The following is a 25,487-nucleotide window of genomic DNA, read 5'->3' on the forward strand; positions in this document are numbered from 1 at the left end:
TGGCCCGCCGCGACGATCAGACCGAAAAACTCGTGCCGCAGCCGCAACCGGCGGTGGCGTTGGGGTTCGTCACCTTGAACGCCTTGCCGCCCAGATCGGACACGAAATCGACCGCCGATCCGCGCACCAGATCAAGGCTGACGTCATCGACCACCAGCGTGACGCCGTCCCGTTCCACCGCGACGTCATCGGCTTCCACCGCTTCCGCGAGGCCGAAACGATATTGGAAGCCCGAACAGCCCCCACCCTCAACCGCAAGGCGCAATATGGCAGGCTTGCCCTGCTTGGCGGCAATGGCTGCGACACGGGCAGCGGCAGAAGGGGTCAGATCGATCTCAGCCATGGCATCTAGATAGGGTCACGCAAAAGGCCCGGCAAGCTCTCGCATCGCCGGGCCTTTGGAAAGACAGAAAAATGAGGAACTTATTCGTCCGCAGCCTTTTCCTGGGCCTTGGTCGGGCCGCCCATGGCGACCGGCGGCTTGGTGTTCATCGCCACCAGATAGTCGGGACCGGCGACGAAGGGGATCGGGTTGATCGCCTGACCGTCAACGCGCACTTCATAATGCAGATGGCTGCCGGTCGAGCGGCCGGTCGAGCCCATCAGGCCGATCAGCTGGCCGCGATGGACATAGGCGTTGGGCGAAACCAGCAGCTTCGACATATGGCCGTAGCGCGTTTCCATGCCGCCGCCATGCGAGATCTGGACGAGATTGCCATAACCGCTGGCCCAGCCGGCGCGGCTGACGATGCCGTCGGCGGTCGCGTAGATCGGGGTGCCCATCGGGCCGGGAATGTCGATGCCCTTGTGCATCCGGGCGCCGCCGTTGAAGGGGTCGGAGCGGACGCCGAAATTGGAGGTCAGCGACAGCTTGGCTACCGGACGCCCCGAAGGAATGTTGTTGCTCGCCTTGCTCTGACCGTCGAGCCGCTGAAGGCTGGAGAAGAGGTTGGAAAAGCCGACATCGGCCGGGCCAAGCGCGCTGGTGTTGATTTCCGAGGCGTCTCCATAGGGATCGTCGTCGTCGCTCTTCGCCTGGGCAGGAATTGCAGCGCAAAGTGCCCCTGCCATGCCGACAGCACCGGCAATTTTAAGAGCAGAACGGAACCATCGCGCCGCGCGCGCATTTTCAGACTGAAGAACCAACATGCCGACCCCGACTATTGACCGGAGGCTTATGCCTCTCGGCTATCCCCACGTTAACCAAAATGCGGCTGATGCCGCCACCCGCTGACCTTAGAAGGCCATGTCGCGGCCTATTGTGCAAGCGGAGTGTAAAATTCCCGCGTTAAACCGGCTTGTCGACGCGCCGAGTCGTTGAATGGAGGCTTCAACGCTCCACGAAAGTGGCGTTTCACAAGGATTTGGTAATGATTTGCGGGGTCCAGCCCCAATCGCTTCGTCGCATGGCCGAACCATGTCGTCCCGGCCGCGACGTGCCGAATCTCATCCGTCATAATCCTGCGCAAGATACGCGCGGAGGCTTCGTCCGCCGCCCCCTCGAACCGCGCCACGGTGGCGGGCGTGATGTCGAGCGCCCGCGCCTCCAGCACCATCGGCACAATGGCAAGGCGGGCCAGCGCGTCATGCGCCGTCTCCCGCGCCGCCTCCCACAACCCGTCATGCGCGGGCAGCGCGCCATAATGGCTGCCCAATTGCCGCAACCTCCGGTCGAGCACCGCGAAATGCATCGCCTCGTCGGCGCCGACGCGCATCCATTCATCGGTAAATTCCGGCGGAAACTCTCCTCCGAAGCGCCCGATCAGATCGAAGGCAAGGTCGATCGCGACGAATTCGATATGGGCAAGCGCATGCAGCATCGCGATCCGCGCCCGGTCGGAGCCGATTTTGCCGCGCTTGGGCATCTGGTTGGGCGGCAGAAGCTCCGGCTTGTCGGGCCGGGCGGGCCGATCCGGCATCGCCACGTCGAAACGATGCGCCAATCGCCCCAGCCGCCAATTCCGCGCCACCGCCCGCGCCGCCATCAGCTTGGCGACGGGATCGGGCGTCAGCAACACATGGGCGCAGGCCACGCCCACGCCATTTGTCGAAACAGGCAGGCTCAAAGCGCTTGTCCGGCCTCCAGCACCTCGGCGGCGTGGCCCTTGACCTTCACCTTGGGCCAGACGCGCAATATCCTGCCGTCCGCGCCGATCAGGAAGGTCGCCCGCTCGATCCCCATATATTTGCGGCCGTAAAGCGACTTTTCGACCCAGGTGCCGAAGGCCTCGCACATATCGCCGGGCTCGTCCGACGCCAGCGTGACGGTCAGGCCATATTTATCGGCGAATTTCCTGAGCTTGGCGGGCTTGTCCTTCGAAATGCCGACCACCGGAATGCCCAGCGCCGCGAAATCGGCGGACAGGGCCGTGAAATCCTTCGCCTCATTGGTGCAGCCGGGCGTGTCCGCCTTGGGATAGAAATAGACGACCAGCGGCTTGCCCCGATAGCGCTCCAGCGTGAAATCCACGCCATCCGCATCCTTCAGCCCCACATCGGGCACGACATCGCCCACATCCAGCATCGTCATTCCTCCGTAAAAGATGCAGCCAGCGCATCCCAGGCTTCGCGCACCCTTTGCCGGGCCTGGCGGTAGCTTTCAAGCAGCGCGTCCCAGCTTTCGACCCCGCAGGCCCTCGCGACCAGAGGCCGCGTCGCCTGCGGAGGCTCGGTCGACTTGGGCGAAACGAGGCGGGAAACGATGAGGAAACGCGTGATAAGGTCATGCGCCGCGATCAGTTCAGCCGACAGATGCCCCGCCGCCACAAGCTGCTCCAGCGCCGCGCGCAAATCGGGATCGAAGGCCATGTTATGGCGGAACTGGGTGACGTGGATCAGGAATTCCAGATCGACCAGCCCGCCCGGCACCATCTTCACGTCAAGGTCGCCCGCAGGCGCCTTATGTCTGGCGATGTCGCCACGCATCTTCACGGCATGACGGGCCAGTTCATCGAAATCGCGCGGCCGTTCCAGCGTTTCGGTCAGGATCGCGTTCAGCGCCGCCCGCGCCGCATCCGACCCGAACACCGGCCGGGCGCGGGTCAGTGCCAGATGCTCCCAGGTCCACGCCTCCTCCCGCTGATAGCGCGCGAAGCTGTCAAGGCTGACCGCCAGCAAGCCCTGCGCGCCCGAGGGCCGCAACCGGGTATCGACCTCGTAAAGCGGTCCCGCCGCCGTCGACACGGACAGCGCATTGGTGATCCGCTGGCCAAGACGATTGAAATATTGCGTCGCGCCCAATGGCTTGGGACCATCGGATTCCGTCTCGAAACTGCCGGTGAACAGATAGACGAGATCAAGGTCGGAAGCATGGGTCAGCACCCCGCCGCCCAGCCTGCCCAGCGCCAGTATCACCATCTCGCCGCCGGGCACCTTGCCATGGGCACGTTCGAACTCGGCCACGGTGGCGGCGCTCAGCGCCTCGATGGCGGCCTCCGCCACGCGCGAATAGCCCCGTCCCGCCTCCAATGGATCGCCGCCCCGGATGATCTGCGCGCCCAGTGCAAAGCGGCGATCATTCACCCGTTGCCGCACCCGGTCGAGCAGGGCCTGATAATCCTCGCCCTCCTCCAGCCGGGCGAACTGGTCCGCCAGCGCCTCGACGGCGGGCGGCGGATCGAAGGCGGAGGTGTCGATCAGGCCGTCGAGCAATTCCGCCCGCCGCCCCAACGCGTCCGCCAGAGTCGGCGCATGGCTGAGCACTTCCGCCAGCAGTTCCGCCAGCCCCGGCCGCGCCGCCAGCAGCTTGAAGAAGTTGATCGCGCTCGGCAGCCGCCCGATCAGGTCGTCCAGCCGGTTGAGCGCCCGCGTCGGATCGGGCGCGGCGGCCAGCGTGCGCATCAGCCCCGGCAGTAATTCCTCCAGCGCCTCACGCGAGGCCCCGCTGCGGAGCGCGCGGATCGTGCCGGAGCGCCAGCGCGTGATCCGCGCAACCGGCGTTTCCGGCTCGGCAAAGCCCAGCCCCGCCAGTTGCTCCTTCAGCCGGTCCTCATCATGCGACAGCGATTCCTGCTCCGCCGCCGGGGTCAGCCGGTCGTAATTGCTGCCCACCCACTGCACTTGCGGGCGCAGCAGGTCGAGCAGCGCCGCGCCGCCCTTCAGCCCGTGCAGCCGGGCGACATTGTCCATCGCCTCCGCCGTCTTGGGCAATTCATGGGTCTGGCGGTCCTCCACCATCTGCAGCCGATGTTCGATGGTGCGGAAGAGGACATAGGCATCGTCCAGCTTTGCCGCGACCTCCGGTTCGAACACGCCCGCCGCCGCCAGCGCGCGCAGGGCCTCCCGCGTGTTGCCCGAACGCAGCGACGGATCGCGCCCGCCATGGATGAGCTGGTGGACCTGCGCGAAAAATTCGACCTCTCTTATGCCGCCGCGCCCGCGCTTCAGGTCATATCCCGGCCCGAAGGCCTGCCCCTGCGAATAATGGTCGCGGATACGCCGTGACATGTCGGTGATCGCGTCGATGGCGCCGAAATCCAGACTGCGCCGCCAGACGAAGGGCCGGATCGCCTGCATGAAATAATCACCCAGCGCCAGATCGCCCGCCGCCGGACGCGCCCGGATGAACGCCGCCTGCTCCCAGCCGAGCGCGGTCGATTCATAATAGCCGATCGCCGCCTCCACCGGCAGCGCGATCGGCGTCGCCTCGGGCGAGGGGCGCAGGCGCAGGTCGACGCGGAAGACATAGCCGTCGCCGTCGCGGGCGTTGAGCAATTCGCTGACCCGCCGCCCGATCCTGACCGCCGCATCGGCGGGGTCCTCCCGCTCGCCATGAGGCAGGGTCCTGGGATCGTAGAGCAGAATCGGGTCGATATCGGAGGAGTAGTTCAGTTCCCGGCTACCATGTTTGCCGAGCGCCAACACGACGAACCCCCGGTTTTCCGCATCGGGATAGCGCTCCGCCATGGCGGCGGCCAGCGCCTCTTCCAGCGCCTGATCGGCAAAATCGGACAGGGTGCGCGTGACCCGGTCGACATCCCATGCCCCCGCCAGATCCGCCGCCGCCGTCACCAGCGCCACCGCGCCGCGCCTGCGCCGCAAGGAACGGGCAATGCCGTCATCAGGCGCCGCCACCTGTTGCGCGGCGGCCCATGCTCCCTCGAAATCTCCGCTTTCCAGAAGTCCGGCGATGTCCGGGAAACGATCCATCTGCCTCGCCAGAAATGGCGAATATGCCCGCATCCTTGCCGCAGCCGCCCTAGCGTCCGTCACCCGTACCTGTCCCATAATGGAGCCGATATCGCGTGCGTTTGCGACGAATGCCAGAAACTTTTACGCGCCTGAACAGTTATTTGGACATGGAAATGCAACGCAAGCCCCTCAGCCCGTCGACGAAGATACAGGGTGGCGCGATTCGCCGCGTGCTGACGGTCGGCGTTCCGCAGCCCTATGAAGGCATTGGCAACGCGCTGCGTTCCACCTTCCGTACCGGGCGGGACAGCCTGCCCGACGACATGCTGGACCTGCTGGCGAAGCTGGACCGGCACTGACGGAACCGGCCACAGCGGGCAGACAGCAATTTATTTACCAACCCGTTCTAGGATGATGCGACTTTCACGGGATGCATCACCATGATCTACAAGGCTTTTGCTGCCGTAACCCTGATCGCCGCGCCGATCATCGTATTGACGGTGCAAAGCTTCGTGCCGCGGACGAACCAGCCGACGGCCCCTTCCGCCGTTGCGCCGGTTCCGCCCGTCACGGTTGCCAACACTCCTGCGGTCAGCGCCCCGGTCAACGCGCCCATCGGCGTTCCGCCCGGCGACGCAGCGTCCTTCGGCCAGCCCGTGCCGGATGCCGGCAAGCCCGTTCTGGCGCCCGGCGCCGGCTTGCCGCCCATAACCGTGTCGCAGCCCTTCACCCCGGACGAAGCGCGTCCGCCGCAGTCCGACAAAGTCCTGCAATAAGGGCTACACCCCCTTGAACGTATCGCATTGGGCCGGATCGCCACTGTCCAGCCCCTTGCGCAACCATGTCATGCGCTGCTCACTGGTGCCATGGGTGAAGCTCTCCGGCACCGGCCGCCGTCCGGCCGCCTTTTGCAGCGTATCGTCGCCGATCGCCTGCGCCGCCTTCATCCCTTCTTCCAGATCGTCCGGCTCCATCAGCCCGGTGCGCTTGGCCCAGACCCCCGCATAACAGTCCGCCTGCAATTCCACCCGCACCTGCAGCGCATTGCCCTGCTCTTCGCTCTCCGTGCGCTGCTGCCTGTTCACTTGACCCAGCGTGCCTTCCAGATCCTGCACATGATGGCCGACCTCATGCGCGATCACATAGGCCTGCGCGAAATCGCCCGGCGCGCCGAAACGCTGGGTCAGTTCGGTGAAGAAATCGGTGTCGAGATAGACCTTCTTGTCATTGGGGCAGTAAAAGGGACCCATGGCGCTCTGCGCCGCGCCGCAACCCGACGTGCCGCTCTGCGAATAGAAGGACAGGATCGTCGGCTGATATTGCTGGCCGGATTGCTGGAAGACCTGGCCCCATACCCGCTCGGTCGATCCCAGCACCTTCAGCGACCAATGCTGGATGGCGCTCAGCTTGGACGCATCGCGACTCACTTCCCCGCTTTGCGGCATCTGGCCGCCGCCGCCGCTCATCAGGCTCAGCGGATTGACGCCCATCACCGCCAGCACGATCAGCACCACGACGATCCCGCCACAGCCAAAGCGGCTGCCGATCAGGGGCAGCAACAATCCAAGACCGCCGCCCATGCCGCCGCCAAACCCGCCGCCGCGGCCGTCCTGAACCTCAAAATTCGTGCTTTCCTGTTCGTCGTCCAGCCGCATCTTGTCCCTCTCTTTCCACGCCTTGCCTAATCCATTCGACCGCCGGGGGGAACGGCTGGCATGCGCCGCCGGTTGCACCCGTGAACAGATTGTAACGCGACAGGCAAAAGGAACGATGGCAGTTGGAATGCCGCTGGAGAACTCTATATTGCACTGCGACATGGCCGATACCGAACCTCAACCGCGCCACCGCGCCAATACACCGCTGCCTCTCCCCCGCGAAGTCGCCCTTTTGCTGCAGGGCGGCGGCGCGCTCGGTTCCTTCCAGGCGGGCGTCTATCAACGACTCGACGAATTGGGAATCGACGTCAGCTGGGTCGCGGGCATCTCCATCGGCGCGGTCAACGCCGCCATCATCGCCGGGAATCCGCCGCACAAGCGGCTCAACCGCCTCAAGAAATTCTGGCTGACCGTATCGGGCGGCATGCCCAATATCGTCCTGCCCGAAATCAACCATATCCGTGAAGCCGCCCATCTGATGGCGGCGGGCACGGTCGCGACCTTCGGCGTGCCGGGCATGTTCCGTCCGCGCCTGTGGCCCGCGCCATTGATGCCGGAGGGCACGCCGGGCGCGATCAGCTTCTATGACAGTGCGCCGCTCAGGGAGACGCTGAACGCCTGCGTCGACTGGGATCTGCTGAATGACGGGCCGGTGCGCCTGTCGGTCGGCGCGGTGGACGTGGAAAGCGGCAATTTCGCCTATTGGGACACGCGCGGTCCCGGCGGCAACACGCGAATCGACGCACGGCACATCATGGCGTCGGGCGCCCTGCCCCCCGGCCTGCCGCCGGTCGAGATCGACGGGCGCTGGTATTGGGACGGTGGCATCGTCTCCAACACCCCGCTCGCCCATGTGCTGGATCACCAGACCGACGACATGCTGGTGTTCCAGGTCGATCTGTTCCCCGCCGAAGGTCCGATGCCCCGGCAGATGACGGACGTCTATTCGCGCACCAAGGACATCCAATATTCCAGCCGCACCCGGCAGGTGACGGACCAGTATCTGCGGCTGCGCAAGGAGCATAAGGCGATCCGCGCCCTGCTCGACAAGCTGCCCCCCGAATTGCAGGACGATGCCGACGCCCAGCGTCTGCGCCAGTTCCTGGACGTGGGATCGGTCAATATCGTTCACCTGATCTATCGCAGCCGCGCCTGGGAAAGCGGTGCCCGCGATTTCGAATTTTCCCGCTCCACCATGCTGGACCACTGGTCGCAGGGCCGCGACGCGGTGGAGGAAGTGATGCACAAGGGCGACCTGATCGCCCGCAACATCGTCAACGGGAAAAGCTCCACCTTCGACCTCGACGCCCCCGACCATCTCAAGGAGAAGCAGGCATGAGCAAATCGCTTTCCGGCAAAACCGCCCTCATAACCGGATCGACCTCCGGCATTGGCCTCGCCTATGCCAAGGCGCTGGCCGGGGAAGGCGCCAATGTCGTCATCAACGGCTTCGGCGACGCGGATGCGATCGAGAAGGAGCGGGTCGGGCTGGAGGGCCTGAGCGGCGCCAGGGCGCTCTACAGCGGCCATGACTTGACCAAGGTCGACCAGATCGAGGCGATGATGAAGGAAGCGGCGGATGCCTTTGGCGGCGTCGACATCCTCATCAACAATGCCGGGATGCAGCATGTCGCGCCGGTGGAGGAGTTCCCGGTCGACAAGTGGAACCTCATCATCGCGCTGAACCTGACCAGCGCCTTCCATACCTCCCGCCTCGCCATTCCCACCATGAAGGAAAAGAAGTGGGGCCGGATCATCCAGACGGCCTCCGCCCATTCGCTCACCGCATCCCCCTTCAAGAGCGCCTATGTGACGGCGAAGCACGGGCTGGCGGGCTTCACCAAGACGCTGGCGCTGGAACTGGCGACCTTCGGCGTGACGGCCAACTGCATTTCGCCGGGCTATGTCTGGACGCCGCTGGTGGAAAACCAGATCCCCGACACGATGAAGGCGCGCAACATGACCCGCGAGCAGGTGATGAACGACGTGCTGCTCGCCGGGCAGCCGACCAAGCAGTTCGTGACGGTCGAGCAGGTGGCGTCCATGGCGCTTTACCTGTGCAGCGATGCCGCCGCCAACATCACCGGCGCGAATATGAGCATCGACGGCGGCTGGACCGCCCAGTGACGGCCTCGTGACGGCCTCGTGACGGCCTCTTTTCCTCCTCCCCATCCGGGGAGGAGGATGTTTGTTTCGCAACTGCCGCATAATCACCCTTAAAAGGTCGATAAATTCTTCCTATGCTCCCCTCGCCTTCCAGGGAGAACATATCGATGCGTCATGCGTTGACGGCCATCATGGCCGCCGCCAGTCTTTCCTCTGTTGCCCATGGGCAGACCAAAGCGGGAACGCCCGCCGCTGCTGCCCCGCAGCCCAATGCCATCGCGACGACCATCGCGAAGGACATGGACGGGCTGATGACGCTCTATCGCGACCTGCACGCCAATCCTGAACTGTCGGAACAGGAAACCGCCACCGCCGCCAAGCTCGCCCGCCGTCTCAAGGCCATGAAGTTCGACGTCACCGACAGGGTCGGCGGCACCGGCGTCGTCGCGGTGCTGAAAAACGGGTCCGGCCCGGTACTGCTGATCCGTGCCGATATGGACGCGCTGCCCGTCACCGAACAGACCGGGCTGGAATTTGCCTCCAAGGTCAAGGCCAAGACCGCCGACGGCACCGAAACCGGCGTGATGCACGCCTGCGGCCATGACACGCACATGACCGCCTTCATCGAGACGGCGCGCCTTCTGTCTTCCATGAAGGACCAGTGGAAGGGCACTTTGGTCATGATCCTGCAGCCCGCCGAGGAAGTGGGGCGCGGTGCCCGGCTGATGCTGGAGGACGGGCTTTATACCCGTTTCCCCCGCCCGACCCATGCCATCGCCTTCCACGACGCGGCCAATCTGGAGGCGGGCAAGATCGGCTACACGCCCGGCTTCGCGCTCGCCAATGTCGACAGCGTCGACCTGCTGGTGCGGGGCACGGGCGGCCATGGCGCCTATCCGCAAACCACCCGCGACCCGATCGTGCTGGGCGCGCGGATCGTGACCTCGCTGCAAACGCTGGTCAGCCGGGAACAGGACCCGTTCGACCCCGCCGTGGTCACGGTGGGCAGCTTCATGGGCGGCGCCAAGCATAATGTCATCCCCGATGACGCGAAGCTGTTGCTGACCGTGCGCAGCTATTCCGACCAGACCCGCGAAAAGCTGATCCACGGCATAGAGCGCATCGCCCGTGGCGAAGCCATTGCGGCCGGTATTTCCGACGACAGGATGCCGGTGGTTTCGGTGAAGGACGAATTCACCCCCTCCACCTACAATCCGCCCGTCTTTGCGAACCAGATGGCGGATGTGCTGAAGGCGCATTTCCCCGCAGGCACGGTGACAGAAACAAAGCCGTCCATGGCGGGTGAGGATTTTGGCCGCTATTACCGCGCCGACAAGAGCATCAACAGCTTCATCTTTTGGGTGGGCGGCGTCCCTGCGGACCAGATGGCCAAGGCCGAAGCGGGCGAAATCACCCTTCCCTCCCTGCACAGCCCGTTCTGGGCGCCGGAGGCGGACAAGGTGATCGCCACCGCCAGCGAAGCGATGACCGTGCTGGCGATGAACATATTGAAGCGGAATTGAACGGCCAGGAAGGCTGATCTTTTCAGATCCTCCCCATCGCGATGGGGAGGATGGTTCGCTTTCCTACGCCGCAAAGCCGCCGTCGATCGTGTGCATCGCGCCGGTGACGATGCCCGCTTCCGGTCCGGCCAGATAGGCCGCCAGTCCGGCAATCTCCTCTCCCGTCGCGTGGCGCTTGATCGCCATGAAATCGTGCATCATCGCGCTCATCGGGCCATCGGCCGGATTCATGTCGGTGTCGGTCGGTCCCGGCTGGATGATGTTGACGGTGATCCCCCGTGCCCCGAAATCACGCGCCAAACCCCGTGCCAGACCCTGAAGCGCCGACTTGGTCAGCGCATAGGCCGCCCCACCCGCGAACGGCATGCGGTCGCCGTTGGTCGACCCGATCACGATGATGCGCCCGCCATCGGGCATCCGCCGCGCAGCCTCCACCGCTGCATGATAGGGTGCGCGGACATTGATATCGATCATCCGGTCGACCGCATCGGCATCCAGCGTCAGCGGATCGCCCATCACGAGGGCACCCGCATTCACCACCAATATATCGAGCGGACCTTCGCCGCTCACCACTTCGATCACCGCCTGCCGGTCCGCTGCGTCGGAACGGATTGCCCTGGACCCCGTCTCGCCCGCCAGCACCTGCGCCGCGTCGTGCGACCCGGCATAGGTGAAGGCGACCGTCGCGCCATCGTGCGCGAAGCGGCGGACGATGGCCGCGCCAATGCCCCGGCTGCCGCCCAGGACAAGCACCTTCTTGTTCGAGAAATCAGTCATGGAGGGATTCCTTGTTAAATTTGTAATGATCGCTATATAAATCACCAAGCGAGAAGGTCAAGGAATTTTGTAGTGGTCATTAAAGAAAAATCCAAAGCCCGTGGCCGCCCCCGCGCCTTCGACAAGGAAGCGGCGCTGGACGCTGCCCAGGCACTGTTTCATCTGCACGGTTATGAAGGAGTCGGCGTCGCCGCGTTGGCTCAGGCCATGGGCATCAATCCGCCCAGCCTTTACGCCGCCTTCGGGGACAAGACCGCATTGTTCGATCAGGTGCTGGCCCGCTATGCGCGTTCAGCGCTGCCGGTCGATGAACTGCTGGTCCCCGGCGCCCCACCGGCGCAAGCGCTTGCCCAATTACTGCGCGAAGCCGCCCGCATCTACGCTGCCAATCCTTTGGCGGCGGGATGCCTCGTGCTGGAGGGCGCTCGCGGCAGCGACCCCGATGCCGCCGCCCATGCCCGCATCCGGAAGGAGGCCAGCATGCAGCGGATCGTGGATTTCATCGCGCCCACCCACCCGGACAAGGCGGAAAGAGTGGCCGATTATATGGTGACGATCATGTCCGGCCTGTCCTCCGACGCCCGTGCCGGGAAATCCGCCGAACGCCTGCTGGCCGTCGCGGACATGGCTGCGCTCGCCCTTGGGGCAACGCTCAGCCAGAGCATCCTGCACAAAACGGGGACCGGTTTTGTGCAATAACGATGCAGCGCGCTTCAGGCAGGGCGATGCCCCTTGCGCCATTTGGTCAACAGATGGCGCGCCAGCATGACAGGCGGCATCCGCAGCCAGTGCGAGCGCACATAAAAGGCAAAGCCGAGCAGCTTGCGCCTTTCCCGCCCCCATCCGTCCCGTGCCAACAGCCGCGCCGCGACGATCCGGTCCCACAGCGTCAGCCGCCCACCCGCGCCATAGAGCGCCGCCGCCAGCCGCTGCGCCTGCCGCACATGCCGCACAAGGCCATGCCGCGCCGCGCGCGCTTCCAGCGCCGCGGGATCGATCCCGTCGAGCAGGCAATATATGTCCCAAAGATTGCGCAACCCGCCCGCCAAATCGCCATCGGCCAGCAGATGCGCCACCGCATGGCAAACCCGGTCCTCCGGGCAGAGCATATATAACTCATTGGTAATGGGAACCGCATCGGCCAGCATCGCCGCCGCGTCCGGCGTCTGCCGCGCCGTCAGCGGCAGGACGGTATGATGCACATCGATCATCCGGTCCCGGCTGGCATGGATCATCGGCGGCAGTTCATGCATCCACTGCCGATAATAGGCGTCGTCATAGGGGTCGTCCTTCACCCATTCCCATCCCGCGCCGATCAGGGCCTGCTCGACATCCTTCATCGCCTCGCGCGGGACCAATATGTCGAGATCGCCGATGAAGCGCCCTTGGCCCGCGCTCAGCCCCGCCGCCGCATAGGCCGTACCCTTGAGCAGCACGACCGGTACGCCCAGCCCCGCCAGCGCTTCCGCAGCCCGATCCGCTTCCCATAGCGCCTGCCGCGCCTCCCGTTCCGCATCGGCCCGCGCATCCATCAGGATCGGCCGCACCGCCATGGGCACGGGTCGCTCCCCGATCCGCAGGGCCAGCGTGCCGATCAGCCGCTCCGCCCGCGCCATGGCGATCAGGCTGTTCCAACCCCGCCCATCCAGAGCCGCGACACCGCCGGGATCGCGCAACGCCCGCACCAGCAGCCGCGCGCTCATGCCAGATCCTCCCAAAGCCGCTCGACCAGAGCGATGGCTTCACCGCCAGACGGAAAGTCGATGGCGCGTGCCGGGACATTCCGGACGAAGCGGGTCAGCGCCGCGAAGCCCGGCTCGCCCAGTGCGACATAATTGGTCGACGCCTGGGTCAACCGCATGAAGATCTCACCCTGTCCCACGGCCCGTACATCCGTCGCATGACCGAAACGCGGAAACAGCAGCAGCGCGGGCAAAGCCCCCTCGCTCATCCGTCCGACCGCATCGCCGCGAGGAACGAGGTGGCGGATATCCCCCTTCGCCGTCCCCGCGAGCAGCGGTCCCATGCGCCCCGGCGGAGCCTCCGCCGCCAGCACGTCGATGGCACGGTTCTTGAGCGAGACAAGGCGCGGAAAGGGGAAGATCGCCCCAGTTTCCAGATCGAGCAGCGCGAACTCATCGCCCATCAGCCGCCAGCCCCGCTCCCCCAGTTGCGCGGCCAGGGTGGACTTGCCGGAACCGGACTCGCCGGTCATCACCAACACCCGACCGCCCTTCTCCACGCTGGATGCGTGCAGCAGCAGATGCCGCCGCCAGCCCAGCGCCATTTGCAGGTTCATCCCCATTTCCGCCGCCAGCAGGCCATGGGCAAGGCTCATCGGCGCGGCATCGGCCAGCCCATGATCGCCGGTGATGAAGATGGACGGCCGAAACCAGCGCCGGAAAGGGCTGGTCGGCTCCAGCCGGACGGTGAAATCGGCAATCTCGTCCGCAGGCGCGGGATAATCGGCATAGAGCCGCGCCAGTGCCTCGACCGGCTGTCGCCAGGCCGATCCGATGCGGAAGGTCGCGGGACCGATCTTCAGGGAGAGCGCGTGCTTCACGCGACGCGCACCAGTCCCAGGGCCGTCAGTTCCACGAGATGCGCCTCGACCTGCGGCAGCGCCTCTTCCGTCGCACCCAGATCGTAGAGCCGGGCCAACTGGCCGAGGACCTCGCCCGCCGTCAGCGCCGCACCATCGTCCAGCGTCGCCAAAATCTCCGGCACCGGGCTGATGACCATATGGGTCTGCCCCGAGGGGCGATGGTAGAGCAGCACCATGTCGTCCAGCACACAGGACGCAGTGGCGTCGGGGCTGTCCTGGCAATAGCGGCGGGGCATGGTCACGAAATGGCCTTCCAGGAGTGGGAGCGTCCCGCCACCCTTAGGGCAAAGGAGTAGCCAAGTGCCTAACGCGGCATTTGCAGCGATGCGTAGCAGGTAAAGCCGCTCGCCCCCGACTGGAGACGGCGGATATAGTTCAGATAGGCCTGATTCTGGTCATAGCCGGTGCCCGGCAGGCGACCGCCGCGCAGCGCCTGCTTCACCTGCTCCCCGGTAAAGCCATGTCCGGCGCCGGGAAAGGCCCCCTGCGTGCCCGCAGGCACGACCTGACCATTGGGCGCGATATAATTGCCCGAACGGCCCTGATCCGGCACCGGGATCGTGCAATTGAGCACCGAAGCCGCGGTGTTGGCCAGTGCCGGGCGGATCGACACAATGGCGGATGCCGCCACCGCTCCGCCCATCAGCAACTGACGGCGCGAAGGAACGGCCGGATTCAACCCGGCATCGGGCGATTCGGCATTCTTCTCGGGTGGCAATGGCTCGCTCATGTCATCCTGATCCGCTATCGCGCTTGCCAAAATGTAAAAATTGCACGCTATTGCGACAGGCTTTGCAGCAAATGCGCCCAATATCCAACCATGGTAACCATGAATCGCCTCTCGACATCCCAGATCACCGCTTCGCTCGCTGTCCTGTTGCTGACGACCGGCGGCGCGTTGATGATCGGCGCGAAACCGCTTCACATCATCCTGCCGGTGCTGGCGGGGCTGGTAATCCTGATCATCGCCGCTGGCGGCAACGGCCGCGCCGAAAAGCCGACATCGGCGGTCATGGAAGTGCCCGACATCGTCGCCCATCCCGATGCGCGCGGATTGCTGGAGGGCATTTCCGACCCGCTGATGCTGATCGAGCGGGGCCGAATCCTGTCCGCCAACCGCGCCGCGAAACGCCTGCTGGGCGCGCATATCGAGGGGGAGGATGCGCGCATCGCCATCCGCCATCCCGCTGCCGCCGAACGGCTTGCCAGCCTGGCGCCCATGGCAGAGCCGGTGATGATCGAACTGGTGGGTCTGGGCACCCGCGATCAACGCTGGCAGATGCGCATCGCGCCGGTGGGTGAGCCGGGACAGGTCCGGCGGCTGGTGCATCTGGCCGATCACAGCGGCGCCCATGCCGCCGAAAAGATGCGCGTCGATTTCGTCGCCAATGCCAGCCACGAACTGCGCACCCCGCTGGCCGGGATATTGGGTTTCATCGAAACGCTGGCCGACCCTGATCTGGGCCGCGATGTGGAAACGCGCAAACGCTTCCTTGCGATCATGGACGGCGAGGCGCGGCGGATGCAGCGGTTGATCGACGATCTCATCTCCCTTTCCCGGATCGAGGCGGAGAAATATCGCGTGCCCGACTGCGCCGTCGACCTGTCGGGGCTGGTGGCCGAAGTGGTCGGCGTGTTCCGCTCCAGCCATGGCGAACGGGGCCGCGAGGTCGAGATGGAGATCGCCCCGGACCTGCCCGCCGTGCAGGGCGACCGGGCGCAACTGTCGCAACTGCTTCACAATCTGATCGGCAATTCGGTCAAATATGGCCGCGCGGGGACACCGATCCGCGTGATGCTGATGGACGGTCCCAACGGCATGTTACGGCTCGGCGTCGCGGATGAGGGCGAAGGCATCGGCCCGGATCACCTCCCCCGCCTGACCGAGCGCTTCTATCGCGTCGACTCCGGCCGCAGCCGGGCGGTGGGCGGCACCGGCCTTGGCCTCGCCATCGTCAAGCATATCGTGGAGCGCCATCGCGGCCGGCTCGACATTGCCAGCGTGCTGGGCAAGGGGACCACGATCACCATTCTGCTGCCCCGGATGGCGGTGGAGGAAAAGGCACTCGCGGCAAGGGCCTGAGTAAACAATAACTTGAATAAAAAAGGCGGGGATGGCTCGCGCCTCCGGCCGCATTGTCATAAAAGTGCAATTCAATTGTCACAAAGCCGCGACGTACCGAGGTTACGGCGCATGCCCAGAGGGGGGCAGCGACGGCGAATCGCGGCCTTTTGACGAAGGAGACGTTCCGTGAAACATATCGCTCTGCTTGCTGCGACCGCTGCGGCCGCACTTACTCTCGCTGGCTGCGGCCAGCAGTCCGGCGGCGCGGCCGGCGGCACCCGCGACCAGATTCGCGCGGTCGGCTCCTCCACCGTCTATCCCTTTGCCACGGCGGTCGCGGAAATGTTCGTCCAAGGCAATCCCGGCATGAAGTCGCCGATCATCGAATCGACCGGCACCGGCGGCGGCATGAAGCTGTTCTGCGCGGGCGTCGGCGCCCAGCATCCCGATATCGCGGACGCGTCGCGCCGGATGAAGAAGAAGGAATTCGAGGACTGCCAGAAGAATGGCGTCAAGGACATCGTCGAAATCCAGGTCGGCGTCGACGGCCTTGCCTTCGCGGAATCGAACAAGGGGCCCGGCTTCCAGCTGACCCCCAAGATTGTCTATGAAGCGCTGGCCGCCAATCCCTACGGCAAGGGTCCGAACAAGGCCCAGACGTGGAAGGATGTCGACCCCAGCCTGCCCGCCACGGCCATCTCCGTCTTCGGCCCGCCCTCGACCAGCGGCACGCGCGACTCGCTCGCTGAGCTGATCCTGACCAAGGGCTGCGAGACCGATCCGGCGATGGAAGCGCTCAAGAAGAAGAGCGAGGACGAGTTCAAGGCCACCTGCACCCGCATCCGCGAGGACGGCAAATATGTGGACTCGGGCGAAAACGACAATCTGATCGTCCAGAAGCTGGCCGCCAACCCCAATGCGCTGGGCGTCTTCGGCTTCAGCTATCTGGAAGAGAATAAGGACACGCTGAAGGACGTGCCGATCAACGGCATCGCGGCGACCTATGAAACCGTGTCGACCGGCACCTATCCGGGCGCCCGCCCCCTCTTCATCTATGTGAAGAAGGCGCATATGACCGCGATCCCCGGCCTTCAGGCTTATCTCAACACCTTCGCCGCCAACTGGGAACCCAATGGTCCGCTGATCAAGCGTGGCATGGTCGCGGCGCCCGACGCCGTGCGCAAGGCCAGCGCCGAGGCAGTCAAGTCGCTGCCCGTGCTCGACGGTTCGCAGTTGAAGTAAGAAAATGACAGGTCCTGCAACTCTCCTGCTGCTGGCAGGCCTGGGCGCCATCGCCTGGGTCAGCGCCCGCGCCCGTGCGATGCGGTTGCAAACCGCCGCACGGGCTTCGGGCCGCCGCGACGCCGTGCACAGCCTTCCGGGCTATCATGGCTGGTATGTCGCGCTCTGGACGCTGGTGCCGGCCGGTATCTTCCTGGCGGTCTGGGCGAATGTCGCCCCCGGCCTTATCACCCAGGATGTGCTGAACAGCCCGGCGGCGCACAGCCTGCCCGCCGACGATTTCTCCCGCTCCGCCATCCTCGGCGAAGCGCGGGCGATCGCCACGGGCGCGCAGGCGGGGGCGTTCAATCCGCTCTCGCAGGGCCTTGTCGAACCCTATGAGGCCGCCATCGGCAAATATGGCATGGCGGGCGCCGCGCTGGCGCTCGTGCTCGCCTTTGCCGGCGGGGCCTATGCCTTCACCCGCGTCCGCCCCGACTTCCGGGCGCGCACGCGGGTCGAGCGGCTGGTGATGGCGACCTTGCTGATCGCATCGCTGCTGGCGATCATCACCACGCTGGGCATCGTCGCATCGCTGCTGTGGGAAAGCTTCCGCTTCTTCTCCATGGTCAGTCCGATCGATTTCCTGTTCGGCGCCAAATGGAGCCCTCAGTCCGCCGCGCTCGGCTATGGCAATGACAATGCCTTTGGCGCGGTGCCGCTCTTCTGGGGCACGATCTTCATCGGCGCGATCATCGCCATGGTCGTCGCCATCCCGCTCGGCCTGATGAGCGCGATCTATCTGACCCAATATGCCAGCCCGACGGTCCGCAAGTGGATGAAGCCGATCCTCGAAGTGCTCGCGGGCGTACCCACCGTGGTCTACGGCTATTTCGCGGCGTTGACCGTGGCCCCTGCGCTGCGCGATTTCGCGGTGAAGATCGGCATCCACGGCGCTTCGTCCGAAAGCGCGCTGGCCGCCGGTCTGGTGATGGGCGTGATGATCATTCCCTTCGTCTCCTCCATGGCGGACGACAGCATCGCCGCCGTGCCGCAATCGATGCGCGACGGCAGCTTGGCCATGGGCGCCACCACCAGCGAGACGATCAGCCGCGTGCTGATCCCCGCCGCCCTGCCCGGCGTGGTTGGCGGCGTGCTGCTGGCCGTCAGCCGCGCCATCGGTGAAACCATGATCGTGGTGATGGCCGCCGGCCTTGCCGCCAATCTCACCCTCAACCCCTTTGCCAGCGTGACGACGGTGACGACTCAGATCGTCCAGCTGCTGACCGGCGACCAGGAATTCGACAGCGCCAAGACGCTGGCCGCCTTTGCCCTGGGTCTGGTGCTGTTCATCGTCACCCTGTTGCTCAACATCGTGGCCCTGCGGGTCGTGAAGAAATATCGCGAGGCTTACGAATGAGCGCGACACGCAACCCCACCGACTGGAAGTCGGACGCGATGCGCAGGCGGATCGCCCGGCGCTATGCCGCCGAGCGCCGCTTCAAGCTGGCGGGCCTGCTGGCCGTCGGCATCAGCGCTGCCTTCCTCGCCTTCCTGCTGTTCACCATGATCGGCAATGGCGTGCGCGGTTTCACCCGGACCGAGATCGCGGTGAAGATCGACTTCCCCGCCTCCCCGCTGCTGCTCGACCCCAATGCCATCACCGATCAGGCGCTGGCCAATGCCAATCTGCCGATGGTGACGGGCGAGGTCGTGAAGAAGGCCCTTGGCGCGGATGCCGAGGAATGGGTTTCGCCCACCGCCTGGACCGTGCTGCGCGATCGGATCAAGGCCGATCCCAAGATCCTTTCGCGCACCGAGACGATCGACCTGCCTGCCGCCACCACCATCGATCTGGCCGCCAAGAGCAAAGGCTCACCTGAGGCTGAGGCAGCGGTGGACAGGCTGACGAAGGCGGGCCTGCTCGACACCGGCTTCAACTGGAGCTTCCTCAGCGCCAGCGACGGCACCGATCCGACGCAGGTCGGCATCTGGGGCGCGTTCAAGGGTTCGTTGCTGACCATGCTGGTGACGCTGGCATTGAGCTTCCCGGTGGGTGTCGCCACGGCCGTCTATCTGGAGGAATATGCGCGCAAGAACTGGATGACCGACATCATCGAAGTGTCGATCAACAATCTCGCCGCCGTCCCTTCGATCATTTTCGGCCTGCTGGGCCTGTCGATCTTCCTCAATTTCCTGCACCTGCCGCGCTCGGCCGCGCTGGTCGGCGGCATGACGCTGGCGCTGATGACCATGCCGGTCATCGTCATCGCAGGCCGCAACGCCATCAAGTCGGTGCCGCCCAGCATCCGCGACGCGGCGCTCGGCGTGGGCGCTTCCCCCGTGCAGGTGGTGTTCCATCATGTTCTGCCGCTGGCCCTGCCCGGCATCCTGACCGGCACCATCATCGGCATGGCCCGCGCCCTAGGCGAAACCGCGCCGCTGCTGATGATCGGCATGCGCGCCTTCATCGCCACGCCGCCGGGCGGCATCACCGATCCGGCAACCGTGCTGCCCGTGCAGATCTTCCTCTGGTCGGATGAAGTCTCCAAGGGCTTTGTCGAAAAGACTTCCGCCGCCATCATCGTGCTGCTGGTGTTCCTGCTCGCGATGAACGGCCTCGCCATCTACCTGCGCAACAAGTTCGAAAGGCGGTGGTAACCGCGATGACAGCCATGATCCATGAACAGCAAAATGTGACGCCCGCCGTCGAAACCAAGATGACGGCGCGCGACGTCAAGGTCTTCTACGGCGAAAAGCAGGCGATCAAGGGCGTGTCGATCGATGTCGACATGGACAATGTCACTGCCTTCATCGGCCCGTCGGGCTGCGGCAAGTCGACCTTCCTGCGAACGCTCAACCGCATGAACGATACGGTGTCGAGCGCTCGCGTCGAGGGTACGATCACGCTGGATGGCGAGGACATCTACGCCCCCAGCATGGACGTGGTGCAACTGCGCGCCCGTGTCGGCATGGTGTTCCAGAAGCCCAATCCCTTCCCCAAGTCGATCTATGAAAATATCGCCTATGGGCCGCGCATCCACGGCCTCGCCCATGGCAAGGCGGATCTGGACGTGATCGTCGAGAAATCGCTGCGCCGCGCGGGCCTTTGGGACGAAGTGAAGGACCGATTGCATGACAGCGGCACCGCCCTGTCGGGCGGCCAGCAGCAGCGCCTCTGCATCGGCCGGGCCATCGCGGTGGAACCCGAAGTCATCCTGATGGACGAGCCCTGCTCGGCGCTCGACCCCATCGCGACCGCCAAGATCGAGGAACTGATCCACGAACTGCGCGGCCGCTATGCCATCGTGATCGTCACCCACAATATGCAACAGGCCGCCCGCGTGTCGCAGCGGACCGCCTTTTTCCATCTGGGCGATCTGGTCGAATATGGTGTGACTTCGGACATCTTCACCAATCCAAAGCAGGAACGGACGAAGGATTACATCACCGGACGCTACGGCTGATCAGGGCGAGAGAGACAAGAAAATGGCAGAACATACGATCAAGGCGTTCGACCAGGAAATGGACAAGCTCCGCGGTCTGATCGCCGAAATGGGCGGTCGCGCGGAAGAGGCGATCGAAAAAGCGATGCTCGCGCTGCAACGCCACGACAAGGTGATGGCGGCGGACGTCGTCGCCGAGGACAAGCGCATTGACGCCATCGAGGCGGAAGTCGAAAAGCTGGCCATCGAGATCATCGCCCTGCGCGCTCCGATGGCGAACGACCTGCGCGACGTGATCGCCGCGCTCAAGATCGTCGGCGTGGTCGAACGCATCGGCGACTATGCGAAGAACATCGCCAAGCGCGTGCCGCTGATGTCCGCCAATCCGCGCACACAGGAACCGATCGCCCTTCTCCCTTCCATGGGCCAGGTCGCGGGTGAGATGGTGCAGGATGCGCTGAACGCCTTTGCCGCGCGCAATGCGGACCTGGCCCTTGCCGTGATCGAGCGCGATACGGTGGTGGACGATTTCTACAACAGCGTCTTCCGCACGCTCGTCACCTTCATGGTCGAAAATCCCAAGACGATCAGTGAATGCGCGCATCTGCTGTTCATCGCCAAGAATATCGAACGCATCGGCGATCATGCCACGAACGTGGCGGAAATGGTCTATTACGCCGCGACGGGCAATATCGCGCCCGAGCGCGAGCGCGGCGGCCAGAGCCAGGAGGACTGAGCATGGCCCGGGCGAAAATGCTTCTGGTGGAGGATGACGCCGCGCTGGCGGAATTGCTCATCTGGCACTTCAAACGTGAGGATTTTGAGGTTTCGCACACCGTCGACGGTGAGGAAGCGCTGCTGATGGCACAGGAAAATGTGCCCGATATCGTGCTGCTCGACTGGATGGTGGAAAGCCTGTCGGGGATCGAGGTCTGCCGCCGCCTGCGCCGCATGAACGGCACGGCCAATGTTCCGATCATCATGCTGACCGCGCGCGGCGAGGAAGAGGATCGCGTCCGGGGCCTGGAAACCGGCGCGGACGATTATGTCACCAAGCCCTTCTCCCCCCGCGAACTGGTGGCCCGCGTCGGCGCGGTGCTGCGGCGCGTGCGCCCCGCGCTGGCCGGCGAGACGCTGACCTTCGCAGATGTCGAAATGGATACGGTGGGGCACAAGGTCCGTCGCGGCGGCCAGGTGATCCCGCTGGGGCCGACCGAGTTTCGGTTGTTGAAGCATTTCCTGGAGCATCCGGGCTGGGTCTTCTCGCGCGAGCGGCTGCTCGACAGCGTCTGGGGGCAGGACAGCGATATCGAGTTGCGCACGGTCGACGTGCATATCCGCCGCCTGCGCAAGGCGATCAATGCGGATGGCCGCTATCACGACATCATCCGCACCGTCCGCTCGGCCGGCTATGCGCTGGATACGGACGGGGTCGCATAAGGGCTTTAGGTCGGCCGTCTGACCAAATGCGGATGGTCACCAAAGCAAAAGGGCCGGCATCACTGCCGGCCCTTTTTTCTCACCCGCGCACAGAGCGATCAGCCGACGAAGGCCCGCTCGATCACATAGGCGCCCGGCGCGGCGTTGGAGCCTTCGGCAAAGCCCTGCTCCTCGAAATAGGCGCCGAACTGCTTGATCATCTCCATGCTGCCGCACATCATGATCCGGTCGGTCTCGGGGTCGAACTTCGCCGCGCCCGGAATGCCTTCAAACAGCGCGCCCGTCTCCATCAGCTTGTCGATGCGGACATTGTTGCGGAACGGCTCGCGGGTCACGGTCGGGACATAGTGGAACTGCGTCGCCGCCTGCTCGGCCACCAGCGGGTCTTCCGCCAGCTTGCCCGTCAGTTCGTCGTGGAAGGCGAGATCGCTCACCCGGCGGACCGAGTGGACCACCACGACCTGTTCGTAAAATTCATAGACGTCCGGGTCACGCGCCAGGCTGAGGAAGGGCGCCAGCCCTGTCCCGGTCGACAGCATGAACAATCGCTTACCCGGCAACAACGCGTCCGTGACCAGCGTGCCGGTCGGCTTGCGGCCCAGATAGATCTGGTCGCCGGGCTGGATCAGTTGGAGCTTGGAAGTCAGCGGACCGTCCTGAACCTTGATCGACAAGAATTCCAGTTCCTCATCCCAGGACGGGCTGGCGACCGAATAGGCGCGCAGCAGCGGCTTGCCATTGTCGCCCTGCAGACCGATCATGACGAACTCGCCCGAACGGAAGCGGAAGCTGGCCGGCCGCGTGATGCGGAAGCTGAACAGATGCTCGTTCCAGTGCTTCACCGACAGCACGGTTTCCACGGAGAGCGCGCCGGTCGGTTCCAGTGCCGGCTTTTCGATGGTCACGTCGTTCAAAATCTTTTCCCCTGCCAAATCCACGACCACCATCGCCCGGAGGGGGCGCTAGTTGCGTGGGTTTCGCAATAAGCTATGCAGCGCGAATGCGCCCATGGGCGCGCGAAGGCAAGGTGAAAAAAACTTGTCGCCGCGAAAGCTGACGATCACGCCCGGGGACAGATACGCGAATTCGCTCGCCGGGAGGGGATGCAGCAAGCCAAATTCACAGGCACTGGCGCGCGAAAAACCCCGCCGCCCCGCGCACAAGCTCCATCCTCCGTACGTTCGCCTGCCAGATAATGGCCCGCCGCCGGGCCATTGATGCTTAATATCGCCATCACGGCAGCGCCGCCCCGCAGCATCTCTCCGATCATGGTAGCTTCCCCTGCCAACGGCCGCGAAATGCGTCCGCCCCCCGGCGCGCCCATAATCCTTTGCCTAACCAAAGGCATACCCAATGCGGGGTATTTCAGCATGAGAATTGCAAATAATTCTCATGCCGCGACAGGAAATGACCTGATAGCGCCCGGCTCAGCCAAACAGGCCCTTGGCCAGATTGCCCAGTTCATTGAGCGGATTACCGTCGCCATCCCGGTCGAACAGCCCGCCCAGCTTGGACAGAATCGCCTCCGGTCCACCGAAATGCGAGAGGAGGTCCTGCAACTTGTCGGCGGACACGCCATGCTCCGCCGCCGTGGTGGCCAGCGCCGCGACATCGGTTTCGCCCGAAGCGATCTTGCCGCCGATTTCGGTCATCAGCGCCTGCATCTGCTCCGGCTCCAGGCCGATCTTGGCGGCGACCGCTTCAAGCCCACCCATATTGCCCAGAAGATCATCGAACATGGCCATGACAAGATCCTTAAAGAATTTGAAGCAGGATAGCATTGCCGCACAGGAACAGAAAGCAAAAGAGGCCGGGGGACGCATCCCCCGGCCTCTTTGCCGTCGGTTGCCGACGCTTCCGGCGTCAGGCGGCGGTCAGCGCAGCGTCCCGCACCGATTCATCGACATGGTCAACGAACTGGGCGAAATTATCGACAAACTGCTTCACCAGCTTGGCCGCCGTCTCGTCATAGGCCGCCTTGTCGGGCCAGGTCGCACGCGGATCGAGCATGGCCGCTTCGACACCCGGCACCGCGACCGGCACTTCGAAGCCGAAGTTCGGATCGGTGCGGAATTCGGCATTGTTGAGGCTGCCGTCCAGCGCCGCGTTGAGCAGGGCGCGCGTGACCTTGATCGGCATGCGCTTGCCGACGCCATATTTGCCGCCGGTCCAGCCGGTGTTGACCAGCCAGCAGGTGACGCCGCCCTTGTTGATCCGTTCCTTCAGCAGATTGCCGTAGACCGACGGGTGACGCGGCATGAAGGGCGCGCCGAAGCAGGTCGAGAAGGTCGCCGAAGGCTCCGTCACGCCGATCTCGGTGCCCGCGACGCGCGCGGTATAGCCCGAAAGGAAGTGATACATGGCCTGATCCGGCGTCAGCCGCGCGATCGGCGGAAGAACCCCATAAGCGTCAGCGGTGAGGAAGATGATGTTCTTCGGCACCGGACCCAGATTCTTTTCCGACGTGTTCGGGATGAAATCGATCGGATAGGAACCGCGGCTGTTCTCGGCCAGGCTGTTGTCGTCCAGGTCGATTTCGCGCGTTTCCTCGTCGATCACGACATTTTCCAGCACCGTGCCGAAACGCTTGGTGGTGGCGAAAATCTCCGGCTCGGCCTCGGCCGACAGGTTGATCATCTTGGCATAGCAACCGCCCTCGAAATTGAAGACGGCGGTGTCTGACCAGCCATGCTCGTCGTCACCGATCAGCGTGCGGCTGGCATCGGCCGACAGGGTGGTCTTGCCGGTGCCCGACAGGCCGAAGAAGACGGCGGTGTCGCCGTTCGGGCCGATATTGGCCGAACAGTGCATCGGCATCACGCCCTGCGTGGGCAGCAGATAGTTGAGGATGCCGAACACCGACTTCTTCATCTCGCCGGCATAGCGGGTGCCGCCGATCAGGATCAGCTTTTCGGAGAAGTTGACCGCGATGACGGTTTCGCTGCGGCTGCCGTGGCGGGCCGGATCGGCCTTGAAGGTCGGCAGGTCGATGATGGTATATTCGGGCGTGAAGCCCGTCAGCTCTTCCGCGCCGGGACGGACCAGCAGGGTGCGGATGAAGAGGTTATGCCAGGCCAGCTCGTTGATGACGCGCACATTGACGCGATATTCGGGCTGCGAACCGCCGAAGAGATCCGCGACGTAGAGCTTGTCCTTTTCGCCCAGCGCGTGGAAGAAATCTTCCTTCAGCGCGGCGAAATGCTCCGGCGTCATGGGAACGTTGGTCTTGCCCCACCAGACGGTGTTTTCAGTTTCAGCATCCTTGACGATGAACTTGTCGGAGGCCGAACGGCCGGTATGCTTGCCGGTCTTGACGACCAGCGGGCCGTCCTTGGCCAACATGCCTTCGCCATTGGCGAGCGCGGCTTCGACCAGCGGGGCGGTGCCCAGATTCCAATGCTGAACGGCATTGGTGGAAATACCCTGCCGTTCCAGGGTGAAAGAGGATTTGGCCTGCACGCCTTTGCTCCTGAATATCAATATGCCCGGTCGCCATCTTATCATGTTCCCGACCGGTCC

Annotated in this window: 27 protein-coding genes; 13 read left to right on the top strand and 14 right to left on the bottom strand. The window is 64.5% G+C overall.

Going from position 1 to position 25,487, the window contains the following annotated elements:
• Positions 1 to 16 precede the first annotated feature (16 nt).
• The 5 genes from erpA to HUK73_RS08780 form a co-directional block, all read right to left on the bottom strand.
• Positions 17 to 343 (bottom strand): iron-sulfur cluster insertion protein ErpA, encoded by a 327-nt coding sequence (gene erpA / locus HUK73_RS08760; RefSeq protein ID WP_176591560.1) that lies wholly within the window; start codon positions 341 to 343, stop codon positions 17 to 19.
• A gap of 80 nt (positions 344 to 423) precedes the next feature.
• A complete protein-coding gene (locus tag HUK73_RS08765; protein ID WP_176591561.1) occupies positions 424 to 1,149 on the bottom strand; it encodes a M23 family metallopeptidase in 726 nt (241 codons plus the stop codon).
• 107 nt (positions 1,150 to 1,256) lie between these two features.
• Positions 1,257 to 2,066, bottom strand: a complete 810-nt coding sequence (locus HUK73_RS08770) for a ferritin-like domain-containing protein (RefSeq protein WP_176591562.1) — start codon at positions 2,064 to 2,066, stop codon at positions 1,257 to 1,259.
• Positions 2,063 to 2,524: a thioredoxin-dependent thiol peroxidase gene (gene bcp, locus HUK73_RS08775; protein ID WP_176592883.1), complete on the bottom strand. Its 462-nt coding sequence runs from the start codon at positions 2,522 to 2,524 to the stop codon at positions 2,063 to 2,065. Before bcp ends, HUK73_RS08770 begins: the two co-directional genes overlap by 4 nt.
• Before the next feature lie 2 nt (positions 2,525 to 2,526).
• Complete coding sequence (locus HUK73_RS08780; RefSeq protein WP_176591563.1) at positions 2,527 to 5,226, bottom strand: bifunctional [glutamine synthetase] adenylyltransferase/[glutamine synthetase]-adenylyl-L-tyrosine phosphorylase; 2,700 nt, start codon at positions 5,224 to 5,226, stop codon at positions 2,527 to 2,529.
• Between the two features lie 71 nt (positions 5,227 to 5,297).
• On the opposite strand from HUK73_RS08780, the gene HUK73_RS08785 reads away from it, so the two are divergent.
• Complete coding sequence (locus HUK73_RS08785; protein ID WP_176591564.1) at positions 5,298 to 5,489, top strand: hypothetical protein; 192 nt, start codon at positions 5,298 to 5,300, stop codon at positions 5,487 to 5,489.
• Positions 5,490 to 5,570: 81 nt separating this feature from the next.
• Complete coding sequence (locus tag HUK73_RS08790) at positions 5,571 to 5,906, top strand: hypothetical protein (RefSeq protein WP_176591565.1); 336 nt, start codon at positions 5,571 to 5,573, stop codon at positions 5,904 to 5,906.
• A 3-nt stretch (positions 5,907 to 5,909) separates the two neighbouring features.
• On the opposite strand, the gene HUK73_RS08795 is transcribed toward HUK73_RS08790, so the two are convergent.
• Positions 5,910 to 6,785 carry a neutral zinc metallopeptidase gene (locus HUK73_RS08795; protein ID WP_176591566.1) on the bottom strand — a complete coding sequence of 292 codons (876 nt, stop codon included), beginning with the start codon at positions 6,783 to 6,785 and terminating at the stop codon, positions 5,910 to 5,912.
• Positions 6,786 to 6,945: 160 nt separating this feature from the next.
• Between HUK73_RS08795 and HUK73_RS08800 the strand changes: the two genes are divergently transcribed.
• From HUK73_RS08800 to HUK73_RS08810, 3 genes are all read left to right on the top strand, one after another.
• On the top strand, positions 6,946 to 8,124 hold the full coding sequence (locus HUK73_RS08800) for a patatin-like phospholipase family protein (protein ID WP_176591567.1): 1,179 nt from the start codon (positions 6,946 to 6,948) through the stop codon (positions 8,122 to 8,124).
• Positions 8,121 to 8,912 carry a 3-hydroxybutyrate dehydrogenase gene (locus HUK73_RS08805; RefSeq protein ID WP_176591568.1) on the top strand — a complete coding sequence of 264 codons (792 nt, stop codon included), beginning with the start codon at positions 8,121 to 8,123 and terminating at the stop codon, positions 8,910 to 8,912. The genes HUK73_RS08800 and HUK73_RS08805 overlap by 4 nt, the downstream gene beginning before the upstream one ends.
• A gap of 146 nt (positions 8,913 to 9,058) precedes the next feature.
• A complete protein-coding gene (locus HUK73_RS08810; RefSeq protein WP_176591569.1) occupies positions 9,059 to 10,414 on the top strand; it encodes an amidohydrolase in 1,356 nt (451 codons plus the stop codon).
• A gap of 63 nt (positions 10,415 to 10,477) precedes the next feature.
• Here HUK73_RS08810 and bdcA read toward each other — a convergent pair whose 3' ends face one another.
• Positions 10,478 to 11,191 (bottom strand): SDR family oxidoreductase, encoded by a 714-nt coding sequence (bdcA, locus tag HUK73_RS08815; RefSeq protein WP_176591570.1) that lies wholly within the window; start codon positions 11,189 to 11,191, stop codon positions 10,478 to 10,480.
• A 72-nt stretch (positions 11,192 to 11,263) separates the two neighbouring features.
• On the opposite strand from bdcA, the gene HUK73_RS08820 reads away from it, so the two are divergent.
• Positions 11,264 to 11,890 (top strand): TetR/AcrR family transcriptional regulator, encoded by a 627-nt coding sequence (locus tag HUK73_RS08820; RefSeq protein ID WP_176591571.1) that lies wholly within the window; start codon positions 11,264 to 11,266, stop codon positions 11,888 to 11,890.
• Between the two features lie 14 nt (positions 11,891 to 11,904).
• Here the strand turns inward: HUK73_RS08820 and HUK73_RS08825 are convergent, their stop codons facing one another.
• From HUK73_RS08825 to HUK73_RS08840, 4 genes are all read right to left on the bottom strand, one after another.
• Positions 11,905 to 12,894, bottom strand: a complete 990-nt coding sequence (locus HUK73_RS08825; protein ID WP_176591572.1) for a nucleotidyltransferase family protein — start codon at positions 12,892 to 12,894, stop codon at positions 11,905 to 11,907.
• On the bottom strand, positions 12,891 to 13,754 hold the full coding sequence (locus HUK73_RS08830) for an HprK-related kinase A (RefSeq protein WP_176591573.1): 864 nt from the start codon (positions 13,752 to 13,754) through the stop codon (positions 12,891 to 12,893). Before HUK73_RS08830 ends, HUK73_RS08825 begins: the two co-directional genes overlap by 4 nt.
• Positions 13,751 to 14,032 (bottom strand): HPr-rel-A system PqqD family peptide chaperone, encoded by a 282-nt coding sequence (locus tag HUK73_RS08835; protein WP_176592884.1) that lies wholly within the window; start codon positions 14,030 to 14,032, stop codon positions 13,751 to 13,753. The genes HUK73_RS08830 and HUK73_RS08835 overlap by 4 nt, the downstream gene beginning before the upstream one ends.
• 68 nt (positions 14,033 to 14,100) lie before the next feature.
• Positions 14,101 to 14,526, bottom strand: a complete 426-nt coding sequence (locus HUK73_RS08840; protein WP_176591574.1) for a hypothetical protein — start codon at positions 14,524 to 14,526, stop codon at positions 14,101 to 14,103.
• 99 nt (positions 14,527 to 14,625) lie between these two features.
• Here HUK73_RS08840 and HUK73_RS08845 point away from each other — a divergent pair, with 99 nt between their 5' ends.
• From HUK73_RS08845 to phoB, 7 genes are all read left to right on the top strand, one after another.
• Positions 14,626 to 15,879: an ATP-binding protein gene (locus HUK73_RS08845; protein WP_176592885.1), complete on the top strand. Its 1,254-nt coding sequence runs from the start codon at positions 14,626 to 14,628 to the stop codon at positions 15,877 to 15,879.
• 168 nt (positions 15,880 to 16,047) lie between these two features.
• Entirely contained in the window at positions 16,048 to 17,103 is a 1,056-nt protein-coding gene (locus tag HUK73_RS08850; protein WP_176591575.1) for a substrate-binding domain-containing protein, read from the top strand.
• 4 nt (positions 17,104 to 17,107) lie between these two features.
• Complete coding sequence (pstC, locus tag HUK73_RS08855) at positions 17,108 to 18,502, top strand: phosphate ABC transporter permease subunit PstC (protein ID WP_176591576.1); 1,395 nt, start codon at positions 17,108 to 17,110, stop codon at positions 18,500 to 18,502.
• Positions 18,499 to 19,743 (top strand): phosphate ABC transporter permease PstA, encoded by a 1,245-nt coding sequence (gene pstA / locus HUK73_RS08860; RefSeq protein ID WP_176591577.1) that lies wholly within the window; start codon positions 18,499 to 18,501, stop codon positions 19,741 to 19,743. Before pstC ends, pstA begins: the two co-directional genes overlap by 4 nt.
• Before the next feature lie 5 nt (positions 19,744 to 19,748).
• Positions 19,749 to 20,549, top strand: a complete 801-nt coding sequence (pstB, locus tag HUK73_RS08865) for a phosphate ABC transporter ATP-binding protein PstB (protein WP_304413752.1) — start codon at positions 19,749 to 19,751, stop codon at positions 20,547 to 20,549.
• 22 nt (positions 20,550 to 20,571) lie between these two features.
• Positions 20,572 to 21,264: a phosphate signaling complex protein PhoU gene (phoU, locus tag HUK73_RS08870; protein WP_176591578.1), complete on the top strand. Its 693-nt coding sequence runs from the start codon at positions 20,572 to 20,574 to the stop codon at positions 21,262 to 21,264.
• Positions 21,265 to 21,266: 2 nt separating this feature from the next.
• Complete coding sequence (phoB, locus tag HUK73_RS08875) at positions 21,267 to 21,968, top strand: phosphate regulon transcriptional regulator PhoB (protein ID WP_150290812.1); 702 nt, start codon at positions 21,267 to 21,269, stop codon at positions 21,966 to 21,968.
• A 98-nt stretch (positions 21,969 to 22,066) separates the two neighbouring features.
• On the opposite strand, the gene HUK73_RS08880 is transcribed toward phoB, so the two are convergent.
• The 3 genes from HUK73_RS08880 to HUK73_RS08890 form a co-directional block, all read right to left on the bottom strand.
• Positions 22,067 to 22,882, bottom strand: a complete 816-nt coding sequence (locus HUK73_RS08880; protein WP_176591579.1) for a ferredoxin--NADP reductase — start codon at positions 22,880 to 22,882, stop codon at positions 22,067 to 22,069.
• 513 nt (positions 22,883 to 23,395) lie between these two features.
• A complete protein-coding gene (locus HUK73_RS08885) occupies positions 23,396 to 23,713 on the bottom strand; it encodes a hypothetical protein (protein ID WP_176591580.1) in 318 nt (105 codons plus the stop codon).
• A gap of 118 nt (positions 23,714 to 23,831) precedes the next feature.
• The gene (locus tag HUK73_RS08890) at positions 23,832 to 25,427 is read right to left on the bottom strand and encodes a phosphoenolpyruvate carboxykinase (RefSeq protein ID WP_176591581.1); all 1,596 of its coding nucleotides are present in this window, start codon (positions 25,425 to 25,427) and stop codon (positions 23,832 to 23,834) included.
• Between the last annotated feature and the right edge of the window lie 60 nt (positions 25,428 to 25,487).

It is taken from the genome of Sphingobium sp. EM0848 (assembly GCF_013375555.1).
Classification (GTDB): Bacteria; Pseudomonadota; Alphaproteobacteria; order Sphingomonadales; family Sphingomonadaceae; genus Sphingobium.